Raw genomic sequence first — 25,599 nt, forward strand, 5'->3', positions numbered from 1 at the left:
TATTTAAATCATCATGGAATTAGTATTAACTAGAATAGCAAAGCGCAAGACCTACACGATAGGCAGGCTTGCCATCATCAAAGAGGTGAGCGAGGAATACAAAACCTACGAAGAGGAGGAGTATTTCTGCGACACGCTGGAACCCACGTGGCGCAACTACAAGCACGGCGGTCGCAAAATAAAGGGCTGCTCTGCCATACCCGAAGGGCGTTACGCAGTGGTCATCTCTTATTCGCCAAAGTTTGAGCAGTGGTTGCCCATTCTGCTGGGAGTGCCCAACTTCAGTGGCATACGCATCCACGCAGGCAACGCCTCTGCCGACACCGAGGGCTGCATCCTCGTTGGCAAGAATAAGATTGTGGGTCAGCTGGTAGATTCGCGCATCTGGCTACACCGTCTGAAAAAGAAAATCGTAGAGGCCAAAGACCGCGGCGAGGCTGTATGGATTACAGTGAAGTAAAAAGATTATACAAAGTCACTTCTGTGTAGAGGTAATAAAACAAAGAAAAGGAAGCACTTTTTGCTTCCTTTTTCTTTGAGCCTCTTGTCGGATTCGAACCAACGACCCCGAGATTACAAATCACGTGCTCTGGCCAACTGAGCTAAAGAGGCGAGTGGGCAAGGATTGTAGAGAAAGTTGAGTGTTTTGCCTAACAGATGACAGAATAGGAAATTGGGCTGATGAAAGTAGGAAATGTGATTGTTGGGGATTAAAATAATGCTGAAAATGTAATTTTTGGCTTATATTTTGCGAATTGTTTGGTTGTTTTGATTGAAAAGTGTAATTTTGCAGCACTAAATTTTATTGAAAAGTGTAGTTTCTTGCTACAAAAAGTTATTGAAAAGTGTAAATTGCCATGCTGTACAGAAAGATTACATCGTACATCGAGGACTATCTGAAGTCCGATAATGACAAGATTCTGATACTGGAGGGAGCCCGCCAGATAGGTAAGTCGTTCAGTATTCGTGAGGTGGGTACACGTCTGTACCCGAACTTCGTGGAAATCAACTTCGTGGAGGATGACGAGGGCGAGCAATTGTTCAAGAACATCCATAAAAAGGAAGACTTCTACCTGACTCTCAGTATGGTCGCTGGTGACAAACTTAATATTCGCGATGATACGCTGGTTTTCCTCGACGAGATTCAGCACTACCCTCAGTACCTCACTATGCTGAAGTTCCTGCGCGAGGATAACCGCTATCGTTATATAGCCAGTGGTAGTCTGTTGGGTATCACCCTGAAAGACACCACCTCCATCCCTGTAGGCAGTATCACCATCAAAGACATGTTCCAACTCGATTTTGAGGAGTTCCTGATTGCCAATGGTTTCGGCACTGAGGCTATTGACATGCTGCGCAAGGCATACGATAACCGCCAGAGTCTTTCGGAAGAGCATCACAACCATGTGCTCGACCTGTTCCGTCGCTATCTGCTGGTGGGTGGATTGCCCGATGCCGTCAATACTTACCTCGAAACGCATAACATTGTGAGGGTGCGCGAGGTGCAGGATGGCATCCGTAGCCTTTATGCCAGTGACGCTTCCAAGTATGAGAAAGAGCACAACAAGAAGTTGCTCATACGCCGTATCTACGAGATGATCCCCTCGCAGATGGAAAACAAGAAGAAGCGTGTGGTGGCTCAAAACATTCGTGACAAGAAGGGCGACCGTTTCGACCAGTACAAGGAAGAGTTCGAGTACATGATGTCATCAGGTATTTCCTTGGCAGTCAACGCCATATCCAATCCTCATTTCCCGTTGAGTGAGTCACTCCAAAAGAATCTATTGAAGCTCTATCTGAACGATGTGGGCCTCCTTACTGGCATACTCTATCGAAACAACATCCGTCCCATTCTCGACGATGTTCGCAGTATCAATCTCGGTTCTGTCTATGAGAATGTGGTAGCTCAGGAACTTCGAGCACATGGTCATAAGCTCTACTATTACGACAACCGCAAGCAGGGCGAGGTTGACTATCTGGTTGACAACCACACCACAATGAGCGCCCACCCGATAGAGGTTAAGTCGGGTAAGGACTACACAGAGCATAGTGCCCTCAACAATCTGCTGAAGAATCCTGAGTACAATGTCCTTGCGGCCACTGTTGTTTCCAACGAGCGTAAGGTCTATCAAGAAGGCAAGATTACATATATGCCCGTCTATTTCGTTATGTTTATGGAAGCCGATGCACCTCAGACTGATGAAGAAGCATATATTTTTTAGGTGGTTCGAGAAGCGGAAAGTGAGAGGTTAGAGGTTAGAAAACAAAGAAAAGGAAGCACTTGCTGCTTCCTTTTTTCTTGAGCCTCTTGTCGGATTCGAACCAACGACCCCGAGATTACAAATCACGTGCTCTGGCCAACTGAGCTAAAGAGGCGGGTGGGCAAGCTGTCTGTATCGCGCCGCTACAACCAAGTACCTTTGCTACGTTCCCGTCCTGGAGGATTCCGAGGGAGCTGGCCGTACAGGACTTGCCCATGTGGTTTTGTTTTTTTGCGGCTGCAAAGGTACAACAATAAATTCAGAAATCGCAAATAGTGGTTCGAAAAATGTGGAATTTAACTTATTTTTGTAGCTGTTGCGGCCTTATATGGTAGAAAATGAGTAATTTTGCAGCGGAAATTAATATATTAAGACCATTTGATGACAGCTGATGAGTATATACAACTGAAGGCTTTCGCACGTCTTGACGGCGTGTGGCTGGCGTTGTTGTGGACTTTTTGCTTTGCCAGCTACCTGCTGGGAATGGAGAATGCGCTGATGGGGTGGATGGCTATGCTTCTGCTGGTATGGGTGCCTTTCTTCGTGGCAAAGAGGGTGAGACTGTTTCGTGACAATGCGCGCGATGGGGCGATATCGTTCCTGAGAGGGTGGGGCTATGTGGCACTGATGTTCTTCTATGCCAGCGTGCTCTTCGCCATAGTGCAGTATGCCTATTTCGCATATATAGACCAGGGATATTTCGTTTCGATGATGCAGAAGGCTGTCAACGCGCCTGAGATGGCGAGTCAGATGGCGCAGTATGAGGGAATGAAGGAGATGCTGGACGAGGCGCTGCAGGAGTATGCACAGACGCGTCCCATTGACCTTGCCATAAACTTCCTCACGATGAACCTGATGATAGGTTTCCTGCTAGGAATGCCAATTGCTGCTGTGGTGAGGCGCAGCGAGGCTGTGAATAATGTGGATAAAAAATAAAATAAATAATTGATATAATGGATATTTCTGTAATCATACCTCTTTATAATGAGGAGGAGTCTATAGGTGAACTCTATAAGTGGATAGAGCGGGTGATGGATGAGAATCATTTCAGCTATGAGGTGATATTCGTCAGCGATGGCTCTACTGACCGTTCATGGCAGATAATAACGGAGCTGAAGAACGAGTCGGAGCATGTTCACGGCATTAAGTTCCGCCGTAATTATGGTAAGAGTCCGGCTCTGTACTGTGGCTTTGCGCAGGCACAGGGCGACGTGGTGATAACCATGGATGCCGACCTGCAGGACTCGCCCGACGAGATACCTGAGCTCTTCCGCATGATAAAGGAGGATGGCTACGATCTTGTGAGCGGATATAAGCAGAAGCGCTATGACCCACTGTCGAAGACGCTGCCCACAAAGCTTTTCAATGCTACGGCACGCAAGGTGAGCGGCATTAAGAACCTGCATGACTTCAACTGTGGTCTGAAGGCTTATCGCAAGGATGTGGTGAAGAATATTGAGGTTTATGGCGAGATGCACCGCTATATTCCATATCTGGCAAAGAATGCAGGCTTCGACAAGATAGGCGAGAAGGTGGTGCACCATCAGGCACGCAAGTATGGCGAGTCGAAGTTCATGGGATGGAACCGTTTCGTGAATGGCTATCTGGACCTGATAACGCTGTGGTTCCTGAGCACCTTCGGCAAAAAGCCTATGCATGTGTTCGGATTCCTGGGCTCGCTGGTGTTCTTCATTGGTTTCATATCGGCATTCATCATTGGTGCTGACAAGCTGTGGTGTCTGGCCAACGGTATTCCTCAGCGACTGGTGACCGACTCTCCTTATTTCTACATCGCGCTGACGATGATGATTATTGGCACGCAGATGTTCCTTACTGGCTTCGTGGCTGACTTGGTGAGCCGCTCGTCTTCTAATCGCAATGATTACCAGATTGAACAGACCATATAATTAAGGGAGTTAAAGAAGTTAATGAAGTTAAAGAAGTTAAAGAAGTTAATGAAGTTAAAGGGCTTGGCTGTTCTGCTTGTCATCTGTGCTGTGGCATGCACTTCGATAGAGTGTCCTGTGCAGAACAGGGTGCTTAGTGTGTATGCCGTGGAGGACACGCTGAAGGACACGCTGACCATACTGACCACTCGCAAGAATAGAAAAGATACGATACTCTTAAACTCGAGCCAAAACACCACAAAGTTCTCGTTGCCAATGAGTTATCAGAATAGTGTCGATACGCTGATATTCAAGACTACACGCCTCGTGGCTACTGACACTGTGTGGGTGGAGAAGACAAACATGGCGCACTTTGAGTCAGTGGATTGTGGCATGTCCTATTTCCACGACATCAAGTCGGTGCGCTCCACACATGTGGGTATTGACACTATAACAATCACTAAATCGTTTGTCGATTATGACAATAAGACCTCGCATCTCAGCATCCGTTTCAAGAGCCGCAATTAGTCTGCTGCTCATGGCTGCCAGCTGTGTGGGAGTTAGTGCACAGAGCGTGTGGCGGCTGGAAAAGGACACCATACCATTGTTCCGTGGCTTCGCCGTGTCGTTTGACCTGGCAGGCTTCGCTCAGATGCAGCTGGGCACCTACGGACAGTATGAGGGTGCCCTCAGGCTGAACCTTCATGACCAGTATTTCCCCATTGTGGAGCTGGGTCTTGGCAGGGCTAACCATGAGGATGACGAGGTGACGGGCATATCATATAAGACCAGTGCGCCTTATTTCCGTGTGGGTGCCGATGTTAATATTATGAACAACAAGCACACAGGCAACCGTGTGTTCGTGGGTCTGCGCTATGGCTACACCAACTATAAGGTGGACATACACCATGCAACGTTTGCTGACCCCACATGGGGATGGGACACCACCTACGACGTAAGCGGGGCGAAGTGCAACCAGCACTGGGGAGAGATTCTCTTCGGACTCGACGCGAAGGTCTATGGTCCGCTGCATATAGGATGGAGTGGGCGCTACAGGTTCCGTCTCTCGCACAAGGATGGCGAAATGGGCAAGACATGGTATGTGCCTGGCTATGGCATACAAGACTCATCAGTATTAGGTTATTCATTCTATGTTTCGTTTGACATATAAGCATATAGCATTCCTGCTGTTTCTGATAGCTGGTACGATATACATTGCGTATCAGCAGCACTCCATGCCTTATCAGAAAGACAGTGGCTTCATCTTTGGTACCGTTTACAACATTAGCTATCAGAGTGACAAGAGCCTGAAAGCAGAGATAGAGGCAGAGATGAAGCGTGTGGATGCTGAGTTCTCGATGTTTAACGACTCTTCCACAGTGAGTCGCTTCAATCGTGGCGAGCGCCCACGGCTGTCGAAGATGTTCCTTGAGGTATATAAGCTGGCTTTTGCTGTGAACAAAGAGACAGAGGGCGCTTTCGACATCACCGTTGCACCGCTGGTGAACGCATGGGGCTTCGGCTTCAAGAGCAAGATAATGCCTGACGGACGTCAGGTGGACAGCCTTCGCGCCATGGTAGGCATGAAGAAGCTGACACTCGTTGAGAACGATTCCATACTGACAAAACCCGATGTGCGCATGATGCTCGATTTCAGCGCCATTGCCAAGGGCTACGGCTCCGACTGTGTGGCGCGTCTGTTGAGAGAGCATGGCGTGAAGAACTTTATGGTGGAGATAGGCGGCGAGGTGGTCACTCAGGGCATAAGTCCGAAACGACTGCCATGGCGCATAGGCGTTACCAAGCCAATAGAAGACTCTCTCCAGACCAGTCAGGAGCTGCAGACAGTGCTCAATGTTACTGACAGGGCTATGGCCACCAGTGGCAACTATCGTAACTTCTATTACCAGGGTGGGCGCAAATATGCGCATACCATTGACCCCAGAACAGGCTATCCTGTGCAGCACAGCCTGTTGTCATCGACTGTGCTCGCTGATAACTGTGCCGTGGCCGATGCCTATGCCACAGCCTTTATGGTTCTTGGTTTCGAGAAGACAAAGGAGATTCTTGAGCGTCACAAAGAGCTGATGGCATATCTCATATATACTGACAATGACGGCAATTATGACGTGTGGTTCTCGCCATCGCTGAAAGACAAGATTAATGAGTAATCCATCAACGACGTCGCCAGTATCTGCCAGTCCCTCTCCGTTCTACGAGAAGCTGTTGCAGTTTCCCTTGTTTCAGGGCATGAGTCGAGGTGAAATGCTTCAGATGACAGGAAGCACGCGCTTCGACTTCCGTAAGATTGCTGCGGGCAAGACTGTCGTTGACAGTGGCTCAGCTTGTGCAGAGCTTTTCTTCCTTGTCAGCGGGTCAGTCACTGTGGTCACTAAGCCTGATGACAACAGCTACAGCGTCACAGAGCAGTTGCGTGCCCCATGGATAACTCAGCCAGAATCGCTCTTTGGACTCACCACTCGTTACACATCGCGCGTGACAACAGCCATCGACTGTCAGTTCATCATCCTGTCAAAGGACGAGGTGCTTCGTCTCTTCGATGACTTCCTTACCTTCCGACTGAACATGCTAAACCTCTTGTCCATGCGCTTGCAGCAGAGCTCACACAGGGCGTGGCGCAGGGCTCCTAAGACTCTTGTTGAGCGCTTGTCGCGATTCTTTGCGGACCATTGCCTTTATCCTGCAGGTCACAAGGAGTTTGGCATACTGATGAAGCTGCTTGCACAGGAGGTTAACGACAGCCGACTTGATGTAAGCGGGGCTCTCAACGAGATGCAGCGCAACGGCCTCCTTGAGCTTCATCGTGGACGCATAGTCATCCCTTCGCTTGAGCGCCTGTTTATGTAGGATTCAATAATAAAAATAATGGAGTGGGGGATTATCCCCTGCATAATTAGGGAAAACTCTATCGTGTTTTAGGGTTTTCCTCTTTTTTTCTTGTTATTATCATCGTATCTTTGCATCGTGAACTAAAGCGAAAGGCGTTTCGATGTTAATAGTTCCATAGTTAGATTTTGTTTTTTAGGTTATTGTTTGCTTTTAGTACATGATTGTAAGGGGCATCTTCGATGAGAATCGGGGATGCCCGTTTTTTTGTTCTCCATATTTCTGGAGAAATAAGAAATTACTTTTGGTTAGCTGTGATGAACTGTGTGGGAGTCATGCCCACCTCTTTGCGGAACACATTCTGGAAATAGCTGCGACTGCTGAAACCGCATGACTGGGCAATGTTCTCGTTGGACCAGTTAGGATGCTCCCTCAACAGACGCTTAGCTTCCTCTATGCGCAGATGAGTAAGCCAGGGGTTGAACAGCTCCTGTTCAGTAGTCTTGAGCCATGCTGAGAGATGATAGCGACTGATGTTCATTTCAGTAGCAGCAGTCTGTATGGTGATGCCGCTTTTCAGGTGACCACCCTCGCTCATCCATTTTGCAACAATATGTTCCATGCGCTCACGGTCTGCACTATCCATGGTGTGCTCTTTGTCTTCCTGAGAAACTTCCTGCTCTTCCATTTCTTCGGCATCCTTGACCTGTTGCGGATCGTTGCTCACACCATAGCAGATGAAGCTGAAGATGCAATAGTACATGCTCAAGAAGATGAACAATGAGTAGCAAAGCAGTGGCAAACCCGATGCGAAGATGGTGAATGGTGCAAAAAGGGCACTCAGCGACAGCAGGCTGACGCTACGCTCCATCCATCGCAACAGCTCACTCTTGTCGTGGTCGTAGAAGTTGTCCATCATGCGATGCATCCTACGGAATTCGCGGAAGTTCAACCAGCAGAAATAGAACTGCATCAAAGAATAGATGCATGCGGCGATATGTTCTGCCGTGCGCATCTGGGGCGTGTCGTCGAGCACTGAGTGACCATCCTGCAAACCTCCGATAAGCAGTACTGCCACTATTATTAAATAGCCCAAGAGACCTGAAAGCCACTCATGAAGCTGAATCTTTCCGCTTCGCTGCAGATAGAGTACTGCCAACGCCATCTGCCAGGCGCATGGTACGAAGAACAGCATGTTGACAAACACACCCTGAGTGACACCCATGGCGCGGAAATGAAGCGTGTATTGAAGCAGGAACTGTATGAAAAGCAGACTTGTGGCACCTGCCATAAGCCAGCGAGCACGACTGAAAATATTGCCCAAAGCTGTTCGTATGGGCAGCAGGAATGCCAAGGTCAGCGTGAGCAGAGCCATGGTAAGCATTCCACCAAACTGCATCTCTTCTATCCTCATTAGTGGTGCAAAGTTACTAAGAAGCATGTAAAAAATACAAAAATGGTGTGTAAAATTTACAATTACTCGATTTTTTACACATATATCAACTTGTTTTTATACATCATTTGTGTGATTTATACACCATAGAAACATTATCTGAAGTAATTTTGCACTGTCAAAAAAAGTGACAGCTAAATTAATCAACCATAAATTTTTAAATTTATCAATCATGAAACAAAGATCTACATTTCTGTTGTGGGGAGTAATGGTAGCATTACTTCTTACTGTCTTCACCTCGTCATGGGCATTGAGAGGTGTAAGCGAAGAAGAAGGTTCAAGCACTAACCCAATAGTCATTGCCGACTCGGCCGACTGGGTGATGTTTGCCACCAACGTTAATGCAGGTGTCAATGCCGATAAGTACTATCGTCTTGATGCCGACATCAATGTCACTATGATGGTGGGTACATCGGAGCATAAGTTCAGCGGATTTTTCAATGGTAATGGCCATACACTGAATGTTAACCTGTCATCTACCAGCAAGACGTGTGCTCCTTTCCGTTTTGTTGAAAATGCAACAATCTCCATGCTTCACATTACAGGTGTATTGACAGCCGGTTCGTCAACTTCTAACGAAATGAACATGTGCCGTAGCGGTCTCATTGGCTCAGGTTATGGCACTGTCAATATTATTAACTGCTGGAGCAGTGTAACAATTAACAGTGAACTTAATGGTGACGGCACCCATGGCGGATTTGTAGGAATAGCCGAAAATGGTAGAATGAATATTATCAACAGCCTCTTCGATGGTAAGCTACTTGGCAGCAATACTAATAGCTGGGGTGGCTTTGTTGGCTGGCGCAGAGCTGATATCAGCATCGTTAACAGTGTGTTTGCTCCTGCAGAGGTGACAGTAAACACTGCCAATTGTGCAACCTTCAGTCGTAATGGCGTGACACCTGTTAATAGCTATTACACTCAGGCTCTTGGCGATGCTCAGGGCACAGCCATTGGTGAAATGACTAATGAGCAACTGCTTGACACCCTGGGGGCAAGCTGGCAGATAGTTAACGAGAAGCTCGTTCCCAATATGAATGCCAAGACCATGTCATCAGCGCTCGTCTCAGGAATAAAACATTATTATTTATATACAGGTGAGCCTATAGATATTGATTATACCATTACAGCTGCTGATGGTAAAACGCTGGTCAGGGATGTTGACTATACTGTAATTACTACTCCTAACGACACTGTTAAGGAGGCTGCCGACTATACCATGGTCTTCAAGGGCATGGGAGAATACACTGACAGCATTGTTTGGACTTTCACCGTTGGTGAAGGCATTGAGGTTACCTCTTCTACTACCAACTTGGAGGGCAACATGATATATAAGGTTAAAAACAATGTCACAGTGAACAATCGAATAAGTATTAGTGGCAGCGTGATGCTAATCCTTGGCGAGAATGCTACACTCAATGCTACAAAAGGTATCGAAGTGGGAAGTGAAAGAACTCTGACAATTGATGGCACTGGTACACTTAACGCTACAGGAGGCTCAGATAATGCTGGTATCGGTGCTTACGAAGTGGGCACTATTATAATAAATGGTGGTACTATCAACGCTAAGGGTGGAAGTAATGGTGCTGGAATAGGTGGATCACTTCACAATATCTATGGAGGTACAATCATTATAAACGGTGGCGTGGTAAATGCAACAGGTGGCTATGAAGGCGCAGGTATTGGTGGCGGACGTGACAACTGGGCTGGAAACTACGGACGCTGTGGTAATATTACTATCAACGGTGGACAGGTCACAGCTATAGGCGGAACATACGCTTCAGGATTCGGCCCTGGATATAACGCAGATTATAAGTCAGGTAACATCGTCATTGGATGGACTGATGCAGAAAACGATTTTGTATACGCAAGCAGCATTAGCGGCAAGACCAACTCTATAGCATTTGCTGAGGACAAGAAGTTCTTCAACGTTGATTCAAGAACTGTGGCTTCAGTAAAAGATATTGCTGGTAAAAAGCTCGTTCCTTTCACTACTGAGGCTGAACTGCGTTATGCAACTATCTTTGACTTTAAGAAATCAATTGCAAAGACAGGAAGCATTATTGACAGTGTTGAGTATGTGCTTAAAGATGTCTACGGAAAAGTACTTATTAAGGATTCAGACTTTGTAGAGACAATATCACCTGACACAATTAAGGAAGTAGGCGACTACACACTCACTATCACAGGTAAAGGATTCTATACAGGTACAATAACTGAAACCTTCAGGGTGGTTGAAGTGCTTGAAGGAAACGGTACTGCTGAAGAGCCTTATACAATAGCCACTACTGATGACTGGAACAAGTTTGCTGAGAGCGTGGCTAAAGGATACAGCTATAAGGGCGAGACAGTGAAGCTTACTGCCGACATCAACATCTCTACTATGGTGGGCGTTCGTGACAGCTTCCCATTCAGTGGAACATTTGATGGTGCTGGACATACAATAACAGCCGACATTGTGAGCACAGAATCTACGACAGACATGAATGTTCAGGGCGTGGCACCATTCCATTATATATATAGCGCAACCATCAAGAACCTTACCGTGGCAGGCTCAATCTCTTCTAACAGCTACCACACAGCAGGTATCGTGGGCTTCATTGGCGGACCAAATGCCGAGGAGGGACGTAACATAATAGACAGCTGCGTAGTAACAGCCACACTCATCATCGGTTCAGACTATGCAGGTGGTATCGTGGGTCACGGAATGGCTGATGACAAGGTAAATACACGCACAGATATTAGCAACACAGTCTTTGCTGGAACCATACAGAGCAACAACACCTCCAAACGTAGCAATGTAGGCGGCATTTGGGGATGGGGCACCACAAACGTGGTTATCAAGAACTGTCTTGAGAACGGAAAATACACCAATATCAACTCATTTAACCCAAGAGGACTTTGCGGTTCTAATAATGGCTCTGCAACATCCTTCTATTATATGAACAATGGTGTGAACTCGCCTAGCAACAACTCGACTGTTGACGATGCTCGTGGATGCCATAAAGTGTTCTCAGCTCCTCAGGATGACAATATCTACTTGCCTATCAATATCATGGGTTATGATTTCTACCAGAACGCCACTGTTAACGGTATGAAAGAAGCCTACGAATACAACAATGGCAATCCAATAAATCTCGGATATACGCTCAAGCTAGGCGCAAATAACATTACTGAGAATATTGACTATACCACCGTCATTAGAGATACTGCAGGTGTAGAAGTTCTTCCTGAGAATGTGAAGATTCCTGGAACATCGTTTACCATTACATTTGCTGCTAAAGAGGGTAATGAGGCAGGATTCCTTGGTTCAACAACACGCTCGTTTACCATTCTCCCTGCTGTTGTCATTCTCGATGCTTATGAAAACAACTCAAATGTCATTGCAGCACACAACGGATTGCTCTCTAACGTAAATCTTTATGGCTGCGACATTGCAAAGAACTATGAGTGGCACACCATCTGTCTGCCATTCAACGTAGAGCTTGCTTCTTCTCCTCTCGCAGGAGCAAAGGTGAAGACACTCACTGATGTCAAGATGCTTGGCAAGAACGTTTACCTCACACTGGGTAAAGATGTTGACACACTTAAGGCTGGAACACCTTATGCCATCATGTGGGATGAGCCTGCCGACCTCGTCATCAACTCTGCCGATGATTGGAATGCCTTTGCCGAAGCAGTGGCTGGTGGCAATAGCTTCGAAGGCAAAACAGTGAGACTGAACAGCGACATTACCATCTCTACAATGGTGGGAACTGCCCAAAACATGTTCATGGGATACTTCGCAGGCGAAGGTCACACCATTACTCTCGACAGCCTTAGCGCCACAACAGAGTTCTGTGCTCCATTCCGCTATGTAAAGGATGCAACAATTAACAGCGTCCATACCAAGGGAGTTGTTGTAGCTGGCACACATACCTCAAACGACAAGTATCGTTCAGGACTCGTTGGCTGCACTAATGGAAATACCACAATCTCTAATTGCTGGAGCAGCGTGGTTATCGACAGCAAGATTAATGGCGATGGCACTCATGGAGGTCTCGTTGGCGTGGCAAATGACAATACTCAACTCGTAGATTGTCGTTTCGATGGAACCATCACAGGTGAAACAACCTATTCATGCGGAGGACTGATTGGATGGAACAATTCAAAGACAAAACTCACCAATTGTCTCTTCATGCCCGATAGCATATCACTCAAAGACCAGAGCAACGCAACATTCGGACGTAATACCGGCAATGTGACAACTGTTAATTGCTACTACTCCGAAAAACTTGGAGATGTACAGGGTACTGCCATTGACACACTGACAGTAGCACAGCTTGCTGAAAAGCTTGGCGATGAATGGCTGATTAAGGGCGGAAAGGTAGTACCTGTTATGAAACGTTATACAGCAAATGTCAGCGACCTTACATTCAACAATGTCGTTGTTGACAGCACCATTAACACAATCTCTATGCTTGATGGTCAGGTGAAGTTTGTTGCAAACTACGACGCATTCACTGTAGTAGATTCTTCAGATGTTGACATCTTTACAGTTGTCGATGGCCCAGTGATGCAGCATGCTACTGATGACACGACCATCAATGCCTTCACCCCATACTTCCAGTTCACAGGAAAAGCGCGCCTCGCTAATATCATAGAGATTAACTTCGGTGGTGGAGTAGTGACATCTGTAGAGAATAATCACAACTCACATTTCACCTATAACCTCTCACCTCTCACTTCTCAATTCTACACCCTCGAGGGTGTTAAGCTCAATGGAAAGCCCACAAAACGCGGTTTGTACATCCGTCAGGGATCCAAAGTAGTAATTAAGTAAGAAACAACAGCGGATTTCTTGGCCTCCAAGAAATCCGCTCTTACTTCTCACATCTTATTTCTCACCTCTCACATCTATTAAATGCTCGAACACCAATTATATCACACAGTACTCATCCTGGCAGGAATAGCAAACATGTCAATGGCATTGGTGCTGCTCCACGGCAACCTTGCTTACGGCGACTATCCGGTCTATCGTAATGCACGTCGCTTTGTAGCACTGTGTTTCACACTGTTTGCCATAGGGTTCTTTCTTCACGCCCATTTCAATTGGCGCAACTCGTGGCATGAGGCTGCATCGGCACTGTCTGTCAGCTACTTCCACTGCGGAGCTGTACTCTTCGGATGGAGCCAGATATCGCTCCTCAATCCGAACTATCTGTCAAGGAAAATCGTCGTGCGTGACCTTCTTCTTCTGACAGTCGGACTCATGGCTTACTGGAGTGTTGTGCTTCTGCCTTCAGTAGCAAGGGTGGGCGAGAGTGTGTTTGTCATTTTCTTCATACATGCCATTATCGTCACCTATACATTCTATAGAACTTACTATAGGGTGAGAAAGCGACTACAGCAGCTGTCCCATGGAACCATAGAGCAGTTCGTGCGATGGATGCTGCTCTCCTGTCATCTTATCATAGTATTCGGCATAGGAAGCATAGTCGTTACGGCATGCCTGCCCACTGCAGTGTGGCCATACACGCTTCTTATGGCTATAGGCATACTGGTCTTCGTCTATATATTCTTCTCTATCAACGACTATGGCTACGTGATAGACAGCACCACCAATGCCACGGAGGATGTGGCAGGCTACTACTGAGACGGAACCACTTATACAACACAATTATACAACTCAATATAATTTATTCAACCATTAAACCAACCATTTTTTCAATGGAAATTAAACATTGTTATTCTGACATGCGGCGTGTTCCGATAGGTTCGCGCCTGCTAAACAGCATTAAGACGATTGGGCAGCCACTACGCTACTGTCCTTTTCGTCTTCAATTTGCATTTCAAAAGGAAACTTCTATACTCTACATAAAAAAAAGAATAAAATCTTTTGTTCGGCATTCGTTTTTTCGTATCTTTGTGCCGTTAATATCTAAAAACTGCTATGAGAAAGTTATTTATGTTAATGGCGCTGTTCCTTATAGGAACTGTTGCTGTACAAGCACAAGGCAAGAAATACAATGTCTATGCCGTAGGATTCTATAACCTTGAGAACCTTTTTGACACATGTCACGATGCAGGGAAAAACGACTATGAGTATCTGCCGGAAGGACGCAACCGCTGGAACGGACTGAAATATTCCCACAAACTGAAGAATATGTCGAAAGTGCTCTCAGAAATGGGGACCAGTTTCCTTCCAAATGTAGGATGTGCTATCATTGGAGTCAGCGAAGTAGAGAATGCCCGCTGTCTTCAAGACCTTGTGAAACAGCCTGCGTTGAAAGACAGAAACTTCTCATTCGTTCACATCGAAGGACCAGACAAGCGTGGCGTTGACTGTGCGTTGCTTTATAACCCGAAATTCTTCAAGGTGAGAAACTCAAAGCTTGTGCCATACGTATATGATTTGGAGAAGGACAAAGACCGCGCAACACGTGGATTCCTGACTGTAAGCGGAACATTGGCTGGCGAGCATGTCACTATTGTAGTATGTCACTGGCCCAGTCGTGGAGCAACATCATATTATCGTGAACTTGCTGGAAAACAAGTCAAGGTGCTCAAGGACTCACTCATCAAGGACGACCCTAACGTTAAGGTTATCATTATGGGCGATATGAATGATGACCCTACAAACAAAAGTATGACAACATGTCTCGGATGTAAGGCAGAGATAAATGATGTAGGCCCTGGCGACCTGTATAATCCATGGTATAACATCTTGACCAAAAAACGAACAGGTACCTTGCAGTATCAGGGCGGATGGAATCTCTTTGACCAGATTGTTATGACGCCAAACATGCTTGCTAAAGGTTCGAAGCCTGACTATACCACGTTGAAGTTAAGGCAGCATGAGATATTCAGAAAGGATTATCTTTTCCAGAAAGAAGGTAAGTATAAGGGAGGCATGAAGAGAACACATGCCGGAGGAGCATGGCTCGATGGCTACAGCGACCACCTTCCGACAATTATCTATCTCATGAAAGAAGCAAAGTAAACCATTCAAATTAATCATAACTGATACAATTATGACCATCATTGGAATAGCAGGAGGAACAGGGTCGGGCAAGACTACCGTTGTGAAGAAAATAGCAAGTGCATTGCCACCTCATTGCGCAGCTGTAGTGCCTCTCGATTCTTATTATAACGATACTACAGGAATGACGGATGAAGAAAGAAAGGCAATAAATTTCGACCATCCAGATGCGTTCGACTGGAAACTGCTGACAGAGCATATAAAGAAGCTGAAAAACGGTGAGGCAGTGGAACAGCCCACTTATTCTTACATTCTCTCAAACCGTCTGCCAGAGACAATACACGTTGAGCCCAAGCCTGTAATCATTCTTGAGGGAATCATGACGCTACACTACAAGAAGCTTCGTGACATGATGGACCTAAAGATATTTGTTGATACCGATGCCGACGTGAGACTTATACGTAACATCAGACGTGACGTGGTAGAGCGCGGAAGAACTGTGGAAATGGTGCTCGACCGTTATGAGAAGGTGTTGAAGCCCATGCACGAGCAGTTCATAGAGCCAACAAAAAAGTTTGCCGATCTCATCATCCCCTCAGGAGGAGAAAACAGGACCGGCATACATATCGTAAAAACCTATATCGAAGGTATCGTTACTGGGGTGTGATTGTTGTTTCTGATGGCACTTCTGTGGCAAAGGTCTTAGCCTTGTATTCCTGCTCTTTCTCCCAACGGCGTTTATGGCTATAGAACAGAATAGAGTGAACTGCTTCAACTAAGCCATAGAACAACGTTAACCATCCAAACAGGTACATTGTGGTGCTAAGCAGCGACATTGGGTAAACAATGAGATATACGCCTGCAAGAAGAATGAGCGTTGGAGAAAGCCAATAGAAAAGCGATAATGCTCCGTAACGACGGGCACTGATGACTGCAAAGTACTGACCGATGGCGCCGATAATGAGCATGGCACCGATGACATACATTAGAGCATTGATAAATGTTTCTGGCATTATGCTGAGTATGGCTCCTAAAATCATGCTGCCTATTCCAACAATGGGAAACATCGGAGTTTGACCAGCAATCTGGCGGCCTTGAGCGTCATAGATTACATAATCGCTGACATGGCGACGGGCGTTAAGATAGCTGAGTACAGAGACAATGCCCGACAGAAGGAATATGACACCAATGGTAATGACAATGCCTGTCACAGTGTTGTCGGGGTATCTTACTAATAATATGCCAACAGCAATAGCTGCAAGGGCACGGAAAAATGTACTTTGTAGTATTTTCATGACTTATATTGTTATTTCTTTGATGCAAAAGTACGAATAATTGTTTGAAATGTATTACTTTTGCAATAAAAAATAATTAGCAATGACGATTTTGTATTTAGTCCGTCATGGAGAAACGAAGGACAATGCACGCAATATAATGCAGGGACAAACACATGGCGAACTTAATGAAGAGGGGATCCGACAGGCTCATGCTCTGTCTCAGCAGCTGGAGCACGAATCTATAGATGTCTTCGTGGCAAGTGACCTGAAACGTTCCATAGATACCTGCCGCATTCTCGCAGAACCTCACAATAAGCAGATCGTTACTACCAAACTGCTACGTGAGCGCGACTGGGGCAGTTTCACTGGACGCTATATCCCTGACTTGAAAAATGAAGTGTGGCCCGATGATATTGAGTCGATTGACGTATTGTTTAATCGTGCGCGTGCGTTCCTTAAATATATAACTGACAACTATCCTGACAAACGGGTTCTGGCTGTTGGACATGGGATTGTGAACAAAGCCATACAAGCCGTGTACTATGGAAAGAGAATGCAAGATGTGGAAAGGATGGGTAATTGTGAGGTGAGAAAACTAACTTTAGAATAAATCTAATAAAACTAATACAATTATGAAAATTATCACTATCGAAAAACAGTTTGTTAAGCTTGTTCTTTTTGTTGCTACAGTATTACTGATGACGGCTTGCGAGAAGGCTGTCGTGGAAGAGGAAAATGCCACTTCAACAACATCTAAGACTTCAACAAAGTCAGGCAAGGTCAATGTCACGCTACGTGTTGCGGAATTCAATTTTATTCCATACACATCGTCCTACTTAGAGACTTCAAAGAATACACGTTCCGTGGTTAACATAACGGACTATTGCACACATTTGAACTTTGTTCTATATAAGGAAGGAAAAAAGGTTGAAAGCCGTAGCCAGATGAAGGAGAACCCTGGGTTCGGAGAAACTACGATGACGCTTGATGCCGGAGACTATCAGCTTCTTGTTCTTGCGCATAGTAGCATTGGAGGTAATCCAACACTCACCAATCCTGAGAGCATACAGTTTACAAATCAGCTGGGCTATTCCGACACCTTCTACTATTATGGTAATCTGACTGTCACTAATGAAGCTCAGACTCACGATATCCTCCTTACACGTGCTTCTTCACTTTTGCAATTTGTCATTACCGACGAGTTCCCGTCTGAGGTAACACACATATATTTTAAGTACACTGGTGGAAGCGGTGTGTTTAATGCCGTTACTGGTTATGGAGCTAATGTTAATTCTCAACAAGAAAAAAAAGTATCAATCAAAGGTTTCACAGCTCCAATACTATTCAAAGTTTGGACTTTCCTAAAAGAGGATGATGGATGGCTAAACGTAACTGTTGAAGCGCATAATTCAAAATCAGAAGTTGTTCTTTCACGTCAGTTTGCTGATATTCCAATGCATCGAAATACTATAACTGAATATAAGGGCTCGTTCTTTGCAAAGGATCAAACACTTAACTTTACTGCCGAAACTGAGTGGGCAGACACGCTACACCTAACATATTAATCTAGTATTCCTCACCACGGAGGAATACTCGTTTGATAGTAGGTGAAGTATAGGAGTAGGGGAGGAAGCTTAGGTCCTTCATCTTTGTGGTAATGAAGAAGTTTGCCACTTTTCCTCGTGCTATTGAGCCATAGTCTTTGCTTATGTCCATGGCTGCAGCAGAATTTATTGTTGCAGCGTTGATAGCTTCTTCAGGTAACAGACGCATCTTTATACATGCTAAAGACACAATAAACTTCATGTCGCCAGAAGGTGTTGAGCCTGGGTTGTAGTCGCTGGCAAGAGCAAGCGGAAGACCTGCGTCAATTATCTTTCTTGCAGGGGCAAATGGCATATTAAGGAAAAACGATGTGCCAGGAAGGGCTGTCGGTATGGTTATCGTTTGCGTTTTAAGCAAAGAGATGTCATTATCGGTCATGCTCTCCAAATGGTCAACGCTCAATGCTCCATGTCTTACTGCAACTTCTACACCACCTGAGTCAGCCAATTCCTGTCCGTGAATCTTTCCACGCATGCCCCATTTGGCGCCGGCTTCAAGTATTCGGCTCGTCTCGTCGGGCGTGAAAAAGCCTCTGTCGCAGAATACATCAATGAACTCTGCAAGATGTTGTTTGCCGACTTCGGGAATCATCTCATTGATTATGAGGTCCACATATTCATCCTGTCTTCCTTGGTATTCACGACCAACAGCATGAGCTCCAAGAAATGTGGCTACGACCTTTATGCGTGTTGACTCTTTTATGCGCTTTATGACACGCAGCATCTTCAGCTCGTCGGAAGTGTTTAGACCATAACCGCTCTTTATCTCTACTGCTCCAGTACCTTTACGAGTTATCTCGTCTATTCTGCCCATCGCTTGCTCAAAGAGTTCTTCTTCGCTCATCTCATGAAGACGGTCGGCAGAGTTTAGAATACCACCTCCACGGCGTGCTATCTCTTCATAGCTCAGTCCGCGAATCTTGTCAACAAACTCGCCTTCGCGGCTGTCGGCATATACAAGATGAGTGTGAGAGTCGCAGAACGATGGTAATACGGCACCTCCCTCAGCGTCGACTGACAATGTTTCCATCTCTCTCATGTTGTCACCATTGACTATGTCATCTAGGTGGTCATCGTCCATGGAACCCCATTCTTTGAAGCGTCCGTCTTCCACCAAGAGCCATGCGTCTTTCACAATGTCAATGTGTGACATGTCTTGACCGCAAAGACAATGCTGACCGTGGTTGTCCACAGCCAGCATTCCTATGTTTTTGATGAGAGTCTTTTTCATTTTAATCAATTTCCTCGTCAGCCTCATATCCGCCCATCTCGCGGATAGCATTCTTTAGCATAGTATGTTGACGATAGAGGTGGTTTACTGCTTCCTCACCAACGGTATAGTCGTGCATAGGCGACTTGAGGAAGAAACTAAGGAAACGCTGTGTGCCATAGCGACCGGCACGGGCAGCAAGGTCAATGAGTAGACAGAGATCGAGACATACAGGAGCAGCAAGAATGCTGTCGCGGCAGAGGAAGTTAATCTTTATCTGCATGGGATAGCCCATCCATCCGAAGATGTCGATATTGTCCCATGACTCTTTGTTGTCGTTTCGAGGCGGATAGTAGTTTATACGCACCTTGTGATAATAGTCCGTGTAGAGGTCTGGCTGGTCTTCGGGCTTGAGTATTGTCTCAAGTGTAGAGAGCTTTGATACCTCTTTCGTGCGGAAGTTCTGTGGCTCGTCAAGTACCAAACCGTCACGGTTACCGAGTATGTTTGTTGAGAACCATCCGTCAAGGCCAAGGCAGCGAGTACCTATGATTGGTGCGAAACCACTCTTGACAAGAGTCTGGCCAGTCTTGAAGTCCTTTCCTGCAATAGGCATCTTTGTCTTCTCTGCCAGTTCCCACATAGCCGGAATGTCAACGGTGGTATTGGGAGCTCCCATAACGAAAGGTGCCCCTTCTGTAAGTGCTGCGTAGGCATAGCACATTGATGGCGCAACGTGTTCGCGGTCGTCAGCTTTCATTGCTGTCTCAAGTGCAGCCAATGTGCTATGTACAGGTTCAAAGACAGGTACATATATCTCTGTTGAGGCTGCCCATAGCACAACTATGCGGTCACAATTATTATTGCGCTTAAAGGTTCGAATGTCTTCGCGTAGCATTTCTACCATCTGCCAACGGGTAGGCATAGCCCCATCGTCGGCTCTCTTGACATTGTCACCATCAAGGCGTTTTGCATAGTTCTTGTCGAAAGCAGCTTTCATTGGTACAATCTTCTCAAGCTCTTCGCGTACAGGTTCAATATCCTTTGGCTTGAGAACTTCAGCATACATGGCTGCCTGATAGGCATTCTGTGGATATACGTCCCATGTGCCGAATACTATATCGTTAAGGCTGGCGATGGGCACAATATCTTCGTACTTCATGTATTTCTTGTCAGCACCTTTTCCTACACGAATCTTATCATATTGTGTCATCGCTCCAACAGGTTTTGCGAGTCCTTTACGAGCCATGAGAACACCAGTCATGAAAGTTGTGGCTACGGCACCATTGCCGACAATCATAATTCCAAGTCGGCCAGAGGCTGGCTTGACGTTTGTTTTTTTCATCGTATTGAGTTGTTTTTCTTGTTTTTTATTATTTCAACGTGCAAATTTACTTATTTGTTGTAAATTAAAGCACATTTACCGATACTTTTTTGTCTTGTTAAAATAAAAATAACTAATTTTGCATGCCGTGAAGAAGAAATCAATCTTTGCCATTGTTATAGCTACAGGCTTTGGCGCAGGCTATTGGCCGTGGGGACCTGGCACTGCTGGTGCTGTGGTTGCCACAGCATTATGGTTCGTGCTGAGAGAAGTGGCACTTCTCTCAGAGCAATGTTTAACTTCTCTCGCAGTAATCTTATGCTTTACTATTTTGGGCACATGGGCAACTAGTAAGGTTCAGCCCTTTTGGGGCGATGATCCGAGTAAAGTTGTTATTGATGAGATGGTTGGCGTTTGGGTGCCGCTACTCTTTGCCACTTCATGGCAGGAGGCATTGGTGGCATTGGTTTTGTTTCGTTTCTTTGATATTGTGAAGCCGCTTGGGATACGCCAGCTCGATCGTAGGAAAGGCGCCTTCTGGGTCATGGCAGATGATCTGTTGGCTGGCGTCTATTCAGCAATAGTACTGTGTCTGATAAAATGGTGTGTATGGGGAAGCTGAAGCATGAACTGTGGCTATTCAGTAAAGCACAGCTGTCAGCACTTGTCGCCACAGTTATAGACTTCGGCATGACGGTAATCCTTGCTGAACTGGTAGGTGTCTGGTATGTGTGGGCAACTGCTATTGGTGCTATCAGCGGGGGTGTTGTGAACTGTTCAGTAAATTTCCTTTGGGTGTTTGACAATACTGACGAGTTGCGTAAACGCTATATGGTGTTAAGATATTTCTTCGTATGGATAGGAAGTATAGCTCTTAACATTGTTGGCACATACATATTGACGGAATGGTCTGGACAGTATTTTGTTTTGATGAAAATTGTAGTAGCTGTTTGCGTAGGCGTGTTGTGGAACTATCAGTTGCAGCGCAGGTTTGTATATAAATGAGTTGTTATAATTGCAGAGTTGATTAGTATATAATTATTTTAAAATGAATTATAGAGATTTCTTACAGAAGGTAATATATTATGTCATTGACCCTTTGATACGGTTGATGCTTAAGGTGGGACTGACTCCAAATATTGTTACTGCCATAGGTTTTATTGGTAATCTTGTGGCGATGTGGCTGTTCATTGAGGCTGCCCTGTGCTTTGCTGACGATAGCTCTCGTTCCTTTAATCTCGTGGGGTGGGGAGGCGTGACTATCCTTGCGGCAGGACTGTTCGACATGATGGACGGCAGACTTGCTCGTACAGGTGGACTGTCTTCTGTGTTTGGTGCATTATGGGATTCCACGCTCGATCGCTATAGCGAGTTGGTAACGCTGTTTGGAATATGTCTTGTGTTTGTTAAAGCTGACTGGTTTTGGCTTAGTGTAGTGACTTTCGCTGCAATGGTAGGCTCAGTAATGGTAAGCTATGTCAGAGCACGTGCGGAAGGTCTCCAAATAGAGTGCAAAGTGGGACTTATGCAGCGTCCTGAACGTGTTGTGGTAACAGCTCTAGCTGCAATTGTGGCAGGTTTCTCTGTTGAACTGTGGTGGCTTGCTGGCGGCATGATAATGATAGCTGTTCTCGCCAATATAACAGCCTTTTGGCGTATTTGGCATTGCTATAAGATAATGTGCCATAAGAAGTAATAATTGAATACTGCTGAATAGTGAAGAAGGATACAATCATAGTGTTGATAGGTACGGCAGCGTTCTTGCTGTTCCAATGGCTTGTTGTGGGACTCATCCCAGGGCATGTCATAATGGCGGCATTGTTCAATATACTGTTTTTCGCTCATCCCATTACTCGTAAGCTGGCAATGACATTATTGCCGTTCGTTTTCTTTGAGATGTTCTACGACTGGATGCGACTCTATCCGAACTACCTTGTCAATCCTATTGATATTCAGCCTATTTATGATGCTGAGACAGCATTGTTCGGCATCACGGTAGAAGGCGTCAAGATGACTCCATGCGAATATTTCTGCCAGCACAATAATGCCGTAGCCGACCTTTTTGCCGGACTGTTTTATCTTTGCTGGGTACCAGGTCCTATGGCATTGGCGTTTTGGCTGTTCTCCACAGGTAAGCGCAATTATGCCCTTCGGTTGACATGGGCATTTCTTTTCGTAAATGTCATAGGTTTTATAGGCTATTATATTCATCCCACAGCTCCGCCTTGGTACGCCATAAATTTCGGATTTGAGCCAGATTTTAGCACCCCTGGTAATGTGGCTGGACTCGGACGGTTTGACAACCTTATTGGCGTGCCAGTATTCAGTAGCATATATGTGAATAACTCCAATATTTTTGCAGCCATGCCATCTTTGCATGCTGCTTATATGCTCGTTGCCACCATTTATGCAATAATAAGCCGTCAGTCAAAGTGGATCATCGCATTATGTGCATTTGTGACGGTAGGTATATGGTGGACAGCCATCTATACTGCCCACCATTATATTATTGATGTCATCTTTGGTATATTGACTGCAATAGTGGGCGTGTCGCTGTTTGAAACTTTGGTTAGGTGTTGTCAGCCAATAAAGCGCGTATATGAACGTTATGTGAAATATATAGAATAATGAGATAAATCTTATATAAACAGATATGAAACGATTATTGTTTATGATGTGTCTGGGGACTATTGCCACAGCTTCTCAGGCACAAGTGGAGGTAAGAACAGAGGCTCAGGTGTCTGTTGCTTCTGGCGAGCACACTCCACTATGGCTCAATGCCAACAAATATGGTCTTAGCTCGCTTGAGAAGAGCAATGGCTATTTGCGTGCTGGAGCATTCCATCATTTGGATGATGCTGACAAGAAATGGGACTATGCCTATGGTCTTGACTTTGTTGGTGCTGGTGGCTACACAAGTAAGGCTATCGTTCAGCAGGCTTATGGAGAGGTGCGTTGGCTGAAAGGATTGCTCACCGTAGGAAGCAAGGAGCAGCCTCTGGAACTGAAGAATCAGGAGCTTAGCAGTGGCTCTCAGACGCTTGGCATCAATGCCCATCCTGTGCCAGCTGTTCGTCTCGCTTTGCCTGATTACTGGACTGTTCCTTTGACAAAGGGATGGGTTGGCTTGAAGGGCCACTTGTCATATGGCATGATGACCGATGACAACTGGCAGCGCGATTTTGTTAATCCCCAAGCTAAACGTACCGAACATGCAAAGATTCATACCAAAGCAGGATATTTGCGCTTTGGTAAGGATGACAAGCCTCTTAGTGTGGAAGTGGGACTGGAGATGGCATGCCAGTATGGTGGAACGACCTATACCATCAATCCCTATCCAGCCGTTCCTGGAACTGTTGAATATGTAGCTATAAAGAATGAAGACGGTGTTAAGGGCATGATACATGCCTTGATACCAAGTGGTGGTGAGACGGGCGAAGGACTCTATGATAACGCCTCAGGCAACCACCTCGGCAGTTATGTTTTGCGAATAAACTATAATGCAGATAAATGGACAGCTGCACTCTATGCAGACCACTTCTTCGAAGATCATTCTCAGATGTTTTTCCTTGACTATGATGGCTATGGCCATGGACCAGAGTACAATGAGAGAAAAGAGAACCGCTATTTCGGTTATTCTATTAAAGACATGATGCTTGGCGCTGAGTTTAAACTGAAAGATGCTTCATGGCTCAATAGCATTTTGGTAGAATATCTGTACACGAAATATCAGAGCGGACCAGTCTATCATGACCGTACATTTAATATGGCTGATCATACTGCTGGACGCGATGATTACTACAATAACTACATGCAGACTGGTTGGCAGCATTGGGGACAGGTGATGGGCAACCCGCTCTATCGTTCACCACTTTATAATACAGATGGAACCATTGAGGTGAAGAACAACCGTTTCTGGGCTTGGCATTTCGGTATTAGTGGTGACCCTATGGAAGGCCTTCACTATCGTGTGCTCGCCACATGGCAGCGCGGATGGGGAAGCTACGGTAGCCCGTTTCCAGATCCACAGCGTAATATGAGTCTGCTTGCTGAGGCTGACTATCGTTTCGGTGCCGGCCATAAACTTGAAGGGTGGGGCGTTAAGGCAAGTTTCGGTCTTGATCATGGCCAACTGCTCGGCAACAATACAGGTGCACAGTTAACCGTTAGCAAACACTTTAATATCAAGAAGAAATGAAAAAGATAATATATATGTTGTTCGCTATGGTGTTGATGACATCATGCGACTTGGAGACATCAGACAATGGTGACCTTGACGGCTTCTGGCAGTTAGCACAGCTTGACTCTCTGACTACATCTGGTGACGTGAAGTCAACAACAGATATGCGGCACTCTGGATGGTATTGGTGTGTGCAGCATAAGTTACTGGAAATCAGAGATTGTAACGATGCTTCTCATAATATTTTCTTTAGGTTTGAGAAGACGTCAAACACGTTACGTCTTTATAGCCCGATAAGTGATAACAGGGCTATTTCAGATAGTATTGTTAGCAATCCTAATACACTCAAGCCACTTGGCATTCAGAGTCTCGACGAGACAATGACAATAGAGCAGATGACAAGCGAAAAAATGGTACTTAACAATCGTGTCTTGCGTTTCCATTTAAGGAAATATTGATATTCTTAGCTTTCAATAATAACGCATAAAAATCATTTTGCGAAAAAAAAAGAACGTCTTTTGTTGTACTGAGTTCAATTTAGTAGCACAATATTTGGACGTTCTTCTTTTTTTGCCTAAATTTGCGCAATAATTGTA

General features: G+C 45.5%; 24 protein-coding genes and 2 tRNA genes. 20 read left to right on the forward strand and 6 right to left on the reverse strand.

What is annotated here, in order from left to right; genetic code table 11:
• Positions 1–13 precede the first annotated feature (13 nt).
• Positions 14–460, forward strand: coding sequence for a DUF5675 family protein (locus tag M1L52_RS10675; protein WP_248614979.1), 447 nt, complete (start codon positions 14–16; stop codon positions 458–460).
• A 78-nt stretch (positions 461–538) separates the two neighbouring features.
• Here M1L52_RS10675 and M1L52_RS10680 read toward each other — a convergent pair.
• Positions 539–612 (reverse strand) — tRNA-Thr (locus M1L52_RS10680).
• Between the two features lie 245 nt (positions 613–857).
• Between M1L52_RS10680 and M1L52_RS10685 the strand changes: the two genes are divergently transcribed.
• Complete coding sequence (locus M1L52_RS10685; protein ID WP_248614980.1) at positions 858–2,222, forward strand: ATP-binding protein; 1,365 nt, start codon at positions 858–860, stop codon at positions 2,220–2,222.
• Positions 2,223–2,302: 80 nt separating this feature from the next.
• Here M1L52_RS10685 and M1L52_RS10690 read toward each other — a convergent pair.
• Positions 2,303–2,376: transfer RNA gene (locus tag M1L52_RS10690), tRNA-Thr, on the reverse strand.
• A gap of 266 nt (positions 2,377–2,642) precedes the next feature.
• On the opposite strand from M1L52_RS10690, the gene M1L52_RS10695 reads away from it, so the two are divergent.
• Genes M1L52_RS10695 through M1L52_RS10720 form a run of 6 tightly spaced genes read left to right on the forward strand, consistent with a single transcriptional unit; the run spans position 2,643 to position 7,015 of the window.
• Positions 2,643–3,197 carry a DUF4199 domain-containing protein gene (locus M1L52_RS10695; protein WP_248614981.1) on the forward strand — a complete coding sequence of 185 codons (555 nt, stop codon included), beginning with the start codon at positions 2,643–2,645 and terminating at the stop codon, positions 3,195–3,197.
• Between the two features lie 17 nt (positions 3,198–3,214).
• Positions 3,215–4,168 carry a glycosyltransferase family 2 protein gene (locus tag M1L52_RS10700; RefSeq protein WP_248614982.1) on the forward strand — a complete coding sequence of 318 codons (954 nt, stop codon included), beginning with the start codon at positions 3,215–3,217 and terminating at the stop codon, positions 4,166–4,168.
• A gap of 21 nt (positions 4,169–4,189) precedes the next feature.
• Positions 4,190–4,675 carry a DUF6452 family protein gene (locus M1L52_RS10705; protein WP_248614983.1) on the forward strand — a complete coding sequence of 162 codons (486 nt, stop codon included), beginning with the start codon at positions 4,190–4,192 and terminating at the stop codon, positions 4,673–4,675.
• Positions 4,626–5,318: a DUF6048 family protein gene (locus tag M1L52_RS10710; RefSeq protein WP_248614984.1), complete on the forward strand. Its 693-nt coding sequence runs from the start codon at positions 4,626–4,628 to the stop codon at positions 5,316–5,318. Before M1L52_RS10705 ends, M1L52_RS10710 begins: the two co-directional genes overlap by 50 nt.
• Positions 5,299–6,318, forward strand: a complete 1,020-nt coding sequence (locus M1L52_RS10715; protein ID WP_248614985.1) for an FAD:protein FMN transferase — start codon at positions 5,299–5,301, stop codon at positions 6,316–6,318. Before M1L52_RS10710 ends, M1L52_RS10715 begins: the two co-directional genes overlap by 20 nt.
• Positions 6,311–7,015: a Crp/Fnr family transcriptional regulator gene (locus tag M1L52_RS10720; RefSeq protein ID WP_248614986.1), complete on the forward strand. Its 705-nt coding sequence runs from the start codon at positions 6,311–6,313 to the stop codon at positions 7,013–7,015. Before M1L52_RS10715 ends, M1L52_RS10720 begins: the two co-directional genes overlap by 8 nt.
• A gap of 277 nt (positions 7,016–7,292) precedes the next feature.
• On the opposite strand, the gene M1L52_RS10725 is transcribed toward M1L52_RS10720, so the two are convergent.
• Positions 7,293–8,408 (reverse strand): helix-turn-helix transcriptional regulator, encoded by a 1,116-nt coding sequence (locus tag M1L52_RS10725; protein ID WP_248614987.1) that lies wholly within the window; start codon positions 8,406–8,408, stop codon positions 7,293–7,295.
• A 211-nt stretch (positions 8,409–8,619) separates the two neighbouring features.
• Between M1L52_RS10725 and M1L52_RS10730 the strand changes: the two genes are divergently transcribed.
• The 4 genes from M1L52_RS10730 to udk all read left to right on the forward strand — a co-directional run bounded on the left by M1L52_RS10730 (position 8,620) and on the right by udk (position 16,075).
• Positions 8,620–13,269: a hypothetical protein gene (locus tag M1L52_RS10730; RefSeq protein ID WP_248614988.1), complete on the forward strand. Its 4,650-nt coding sequence runs from the start codon at positions 8,620–8,622 to the stop codon at positions 13,267–13,269.
• Between the two features lie 81 nt (positions 13,270–13,350).
• Positions 13,351–14,082, forward strand: a complete 732-nt coding sequence (locus M1L52_RS10735; RefSeq protein ID WP_248614989.1) for a hypothetical protein — start codon at positions 13,351–13,353, stop codon at positions 14,080–14,082.
• A 297-nt stretch (positions 14,083–14,379) separates the two neighbouring features.
• A complete protein-coding gene (locus tag M1L52_RS10740; protein WP_248614990.1) occupies positions 14,380–15,429 on the forward strand; it encodes an endonuclease/exonuclease/phosphatase family protein in 1,050 nt (349 codons plus the stop codon).
• A gap of 31 nt (positions 15,430–15,460) precedes the next feature.
• A complete protein-coding gene (gene udk, locus M1L52_RS10745; RefSeq protein WP_248614991.1) occupies positions 15,461–16,075 on the forward strand; it encodes a uridine kinase in 615 nt (204 codons plus the stop codon).
• On the opposite strand, the gene M1L52_RS10750 is transcribed toward udk, so the two are convergent.
• Entirely contained in the window at positions 16,062–16,703 is a 642-nt protein-coding gene (locus tag M1L52_RS10750; RefSeq protein WP_248614992.1) for an HdeD family acid-resistance protein, read from the reverse strand. The genes udk and M1L52_RS10750 overlap by 14 nt on opposite strands.
• 82 nt (positions 16,704–16,785) lie before the next feature.
• Between M1L52_RS10750 and M1L52_RS10755 the strand changes: the two genes are divergently transcribed.
• A complete protein-coding gene (locus tag M1L52_RS10755) occupies positions 16,786–17,295 on the forward strand; it encodes a histidine phosphatase family protein (protein WP_248614993.1) in 510 nt (169 codons plus the stop codon).
• Positions 17,296–17,317: 22 nt separating this feature from the next.
• Positions 17,318–18,250: a hypothetical protein gene (locus M1L52_RS10760; RefSeq protein ID WP_248614994.1), complete on the forward strand. Its 933-nt coding sequence runs from the start codon at positions 17,318–17,320 to the stop codon at positions 18,248–18,250.
• Between the two features lies 1 nt (position 18,251).
• On the opposite strand, the gene hutI is transcribed toward M1L52_RS10760, so the two are convergent.
• Positions 18,252–19,520 carry an imidazolonepropionase gene (gene hutI, locus M1L52_RS10765; protein WP_248614995.1) on the reverse strand — a complete coding sequence of 423 codons (1,269 nt, stop codon included), beginning with the start codon at positions 19,518–19,520 and terminating at the stop codon, positions 18,252–18,254.
• A gap of 1 nt (position 19,521) precedes the next feature.
• The gene (locus M1L52_RS10770; protein ID WP_248614996.1) at positions 19,522–20,844 is read right to left on the reverse strand and encodes an inositol-3-phosphate synthase; all 1,323 of its coding nucleotides are present in this window, start codon (positions 20,842–20,844) and stop codon (positions 19,522–19,524) included.
• Positions 20,845–20,971: 127 nt separating this feature from the next.
• Between M1L52_RS10770 and M1L52_RS10775 the strand changes: the two genes are divergently transcribed.
• Genes M1L52_RS10775 through M1L52_RS10800 form a run of 6 tightly spaced genes read left to right on the forward strand, consistent with a single transcriptional unit; the run spans position 20,972 to position 25,461 of the window.
• Entirely contained in the window at positions 20,972–21,445 is a 474-nt protein-coding gene (locus tag M1L52_RS10775; protein ID WP_248614997.1) for a phosphatidylglycerophosphatase A, read from the forward strand.
• Positions 21,433–21,828, forward strand: a complete 396-nt coding sequence (locus tag M1L52_RS10780; RefSeq protein WP_248614998.1) for a GtrA family protein — start codon at positions 21,433–21,435, stop codon at positions 21,826–21,828. The genes M1L52_RS10775 and M1L52_RS10780 overlap by 13 nt, the downstream gene beginning before the upstream one ends.
• A gap of 43 nt (positions 21,829–21,871) precedes the next feature.
• The gene (locus M1L52_RS10785; RefSeq protein ID WP_248614999.1) at positions 21,872–22,519 is read left to right on the forward strand and encodes a CDP-alcohol phosphatidyltransferase family protein; all 648 of its coding nucleotides are present in this window, start codon (positions 21,872–21,874) and stop codon (positions 22,517–22,519) included.
• 20 nt (positions 22,520–22,539) lie between these two features.
• On the forward strand, positions 22,540–23,451 hold the full coding sequence (locus M1L52_RS10790; RefSeq protein WP_248615000.1) for a phosphatase PAP2 family protein: 912 nt from the start codon (positions 22,540–22,542) through the stop codon (positions 23,449–23,451).
• Positions 23,452–23,476: 25 nt separating this feature from the next.
• Complete coding sequence (locus tag M1L52_RS10795) at positions 23,477–25,021, forward strand: capsule assembly Wzi family protein (protein ID WP_248615001.1); 1,545 nt, start codon at positions 23,477–23,479, stop codon at positions 25,019–25,021.
• On the forward strand, positions 25,018–25,461 hold the full coding sequence (locus tag M1L52_RS10800) for a lipocalin-like domain-containing protein (protein ID WP_248615002.1): 444 nt from the start codon (positions 25,018–25,020) through the stop codon (positions 25,459–25,461). Before M1L52_RS10795 ends, M1L52_RS10800 begins: the two co-directional genes overlap by 4 nt.
• The last annotated feature ends 138 nt before the right edge of the window (positions 25,462–25,599 follow it).

Source organism: Prevotella sp. E13-27, from assembly GCF_023217965.1.
In the GTDB taxonomy this organism is placed as follows: Bacteria; Bacteroidota; Bacteroidia; order Bacteroidales; family Bacteroidaceae; genus Prevotella.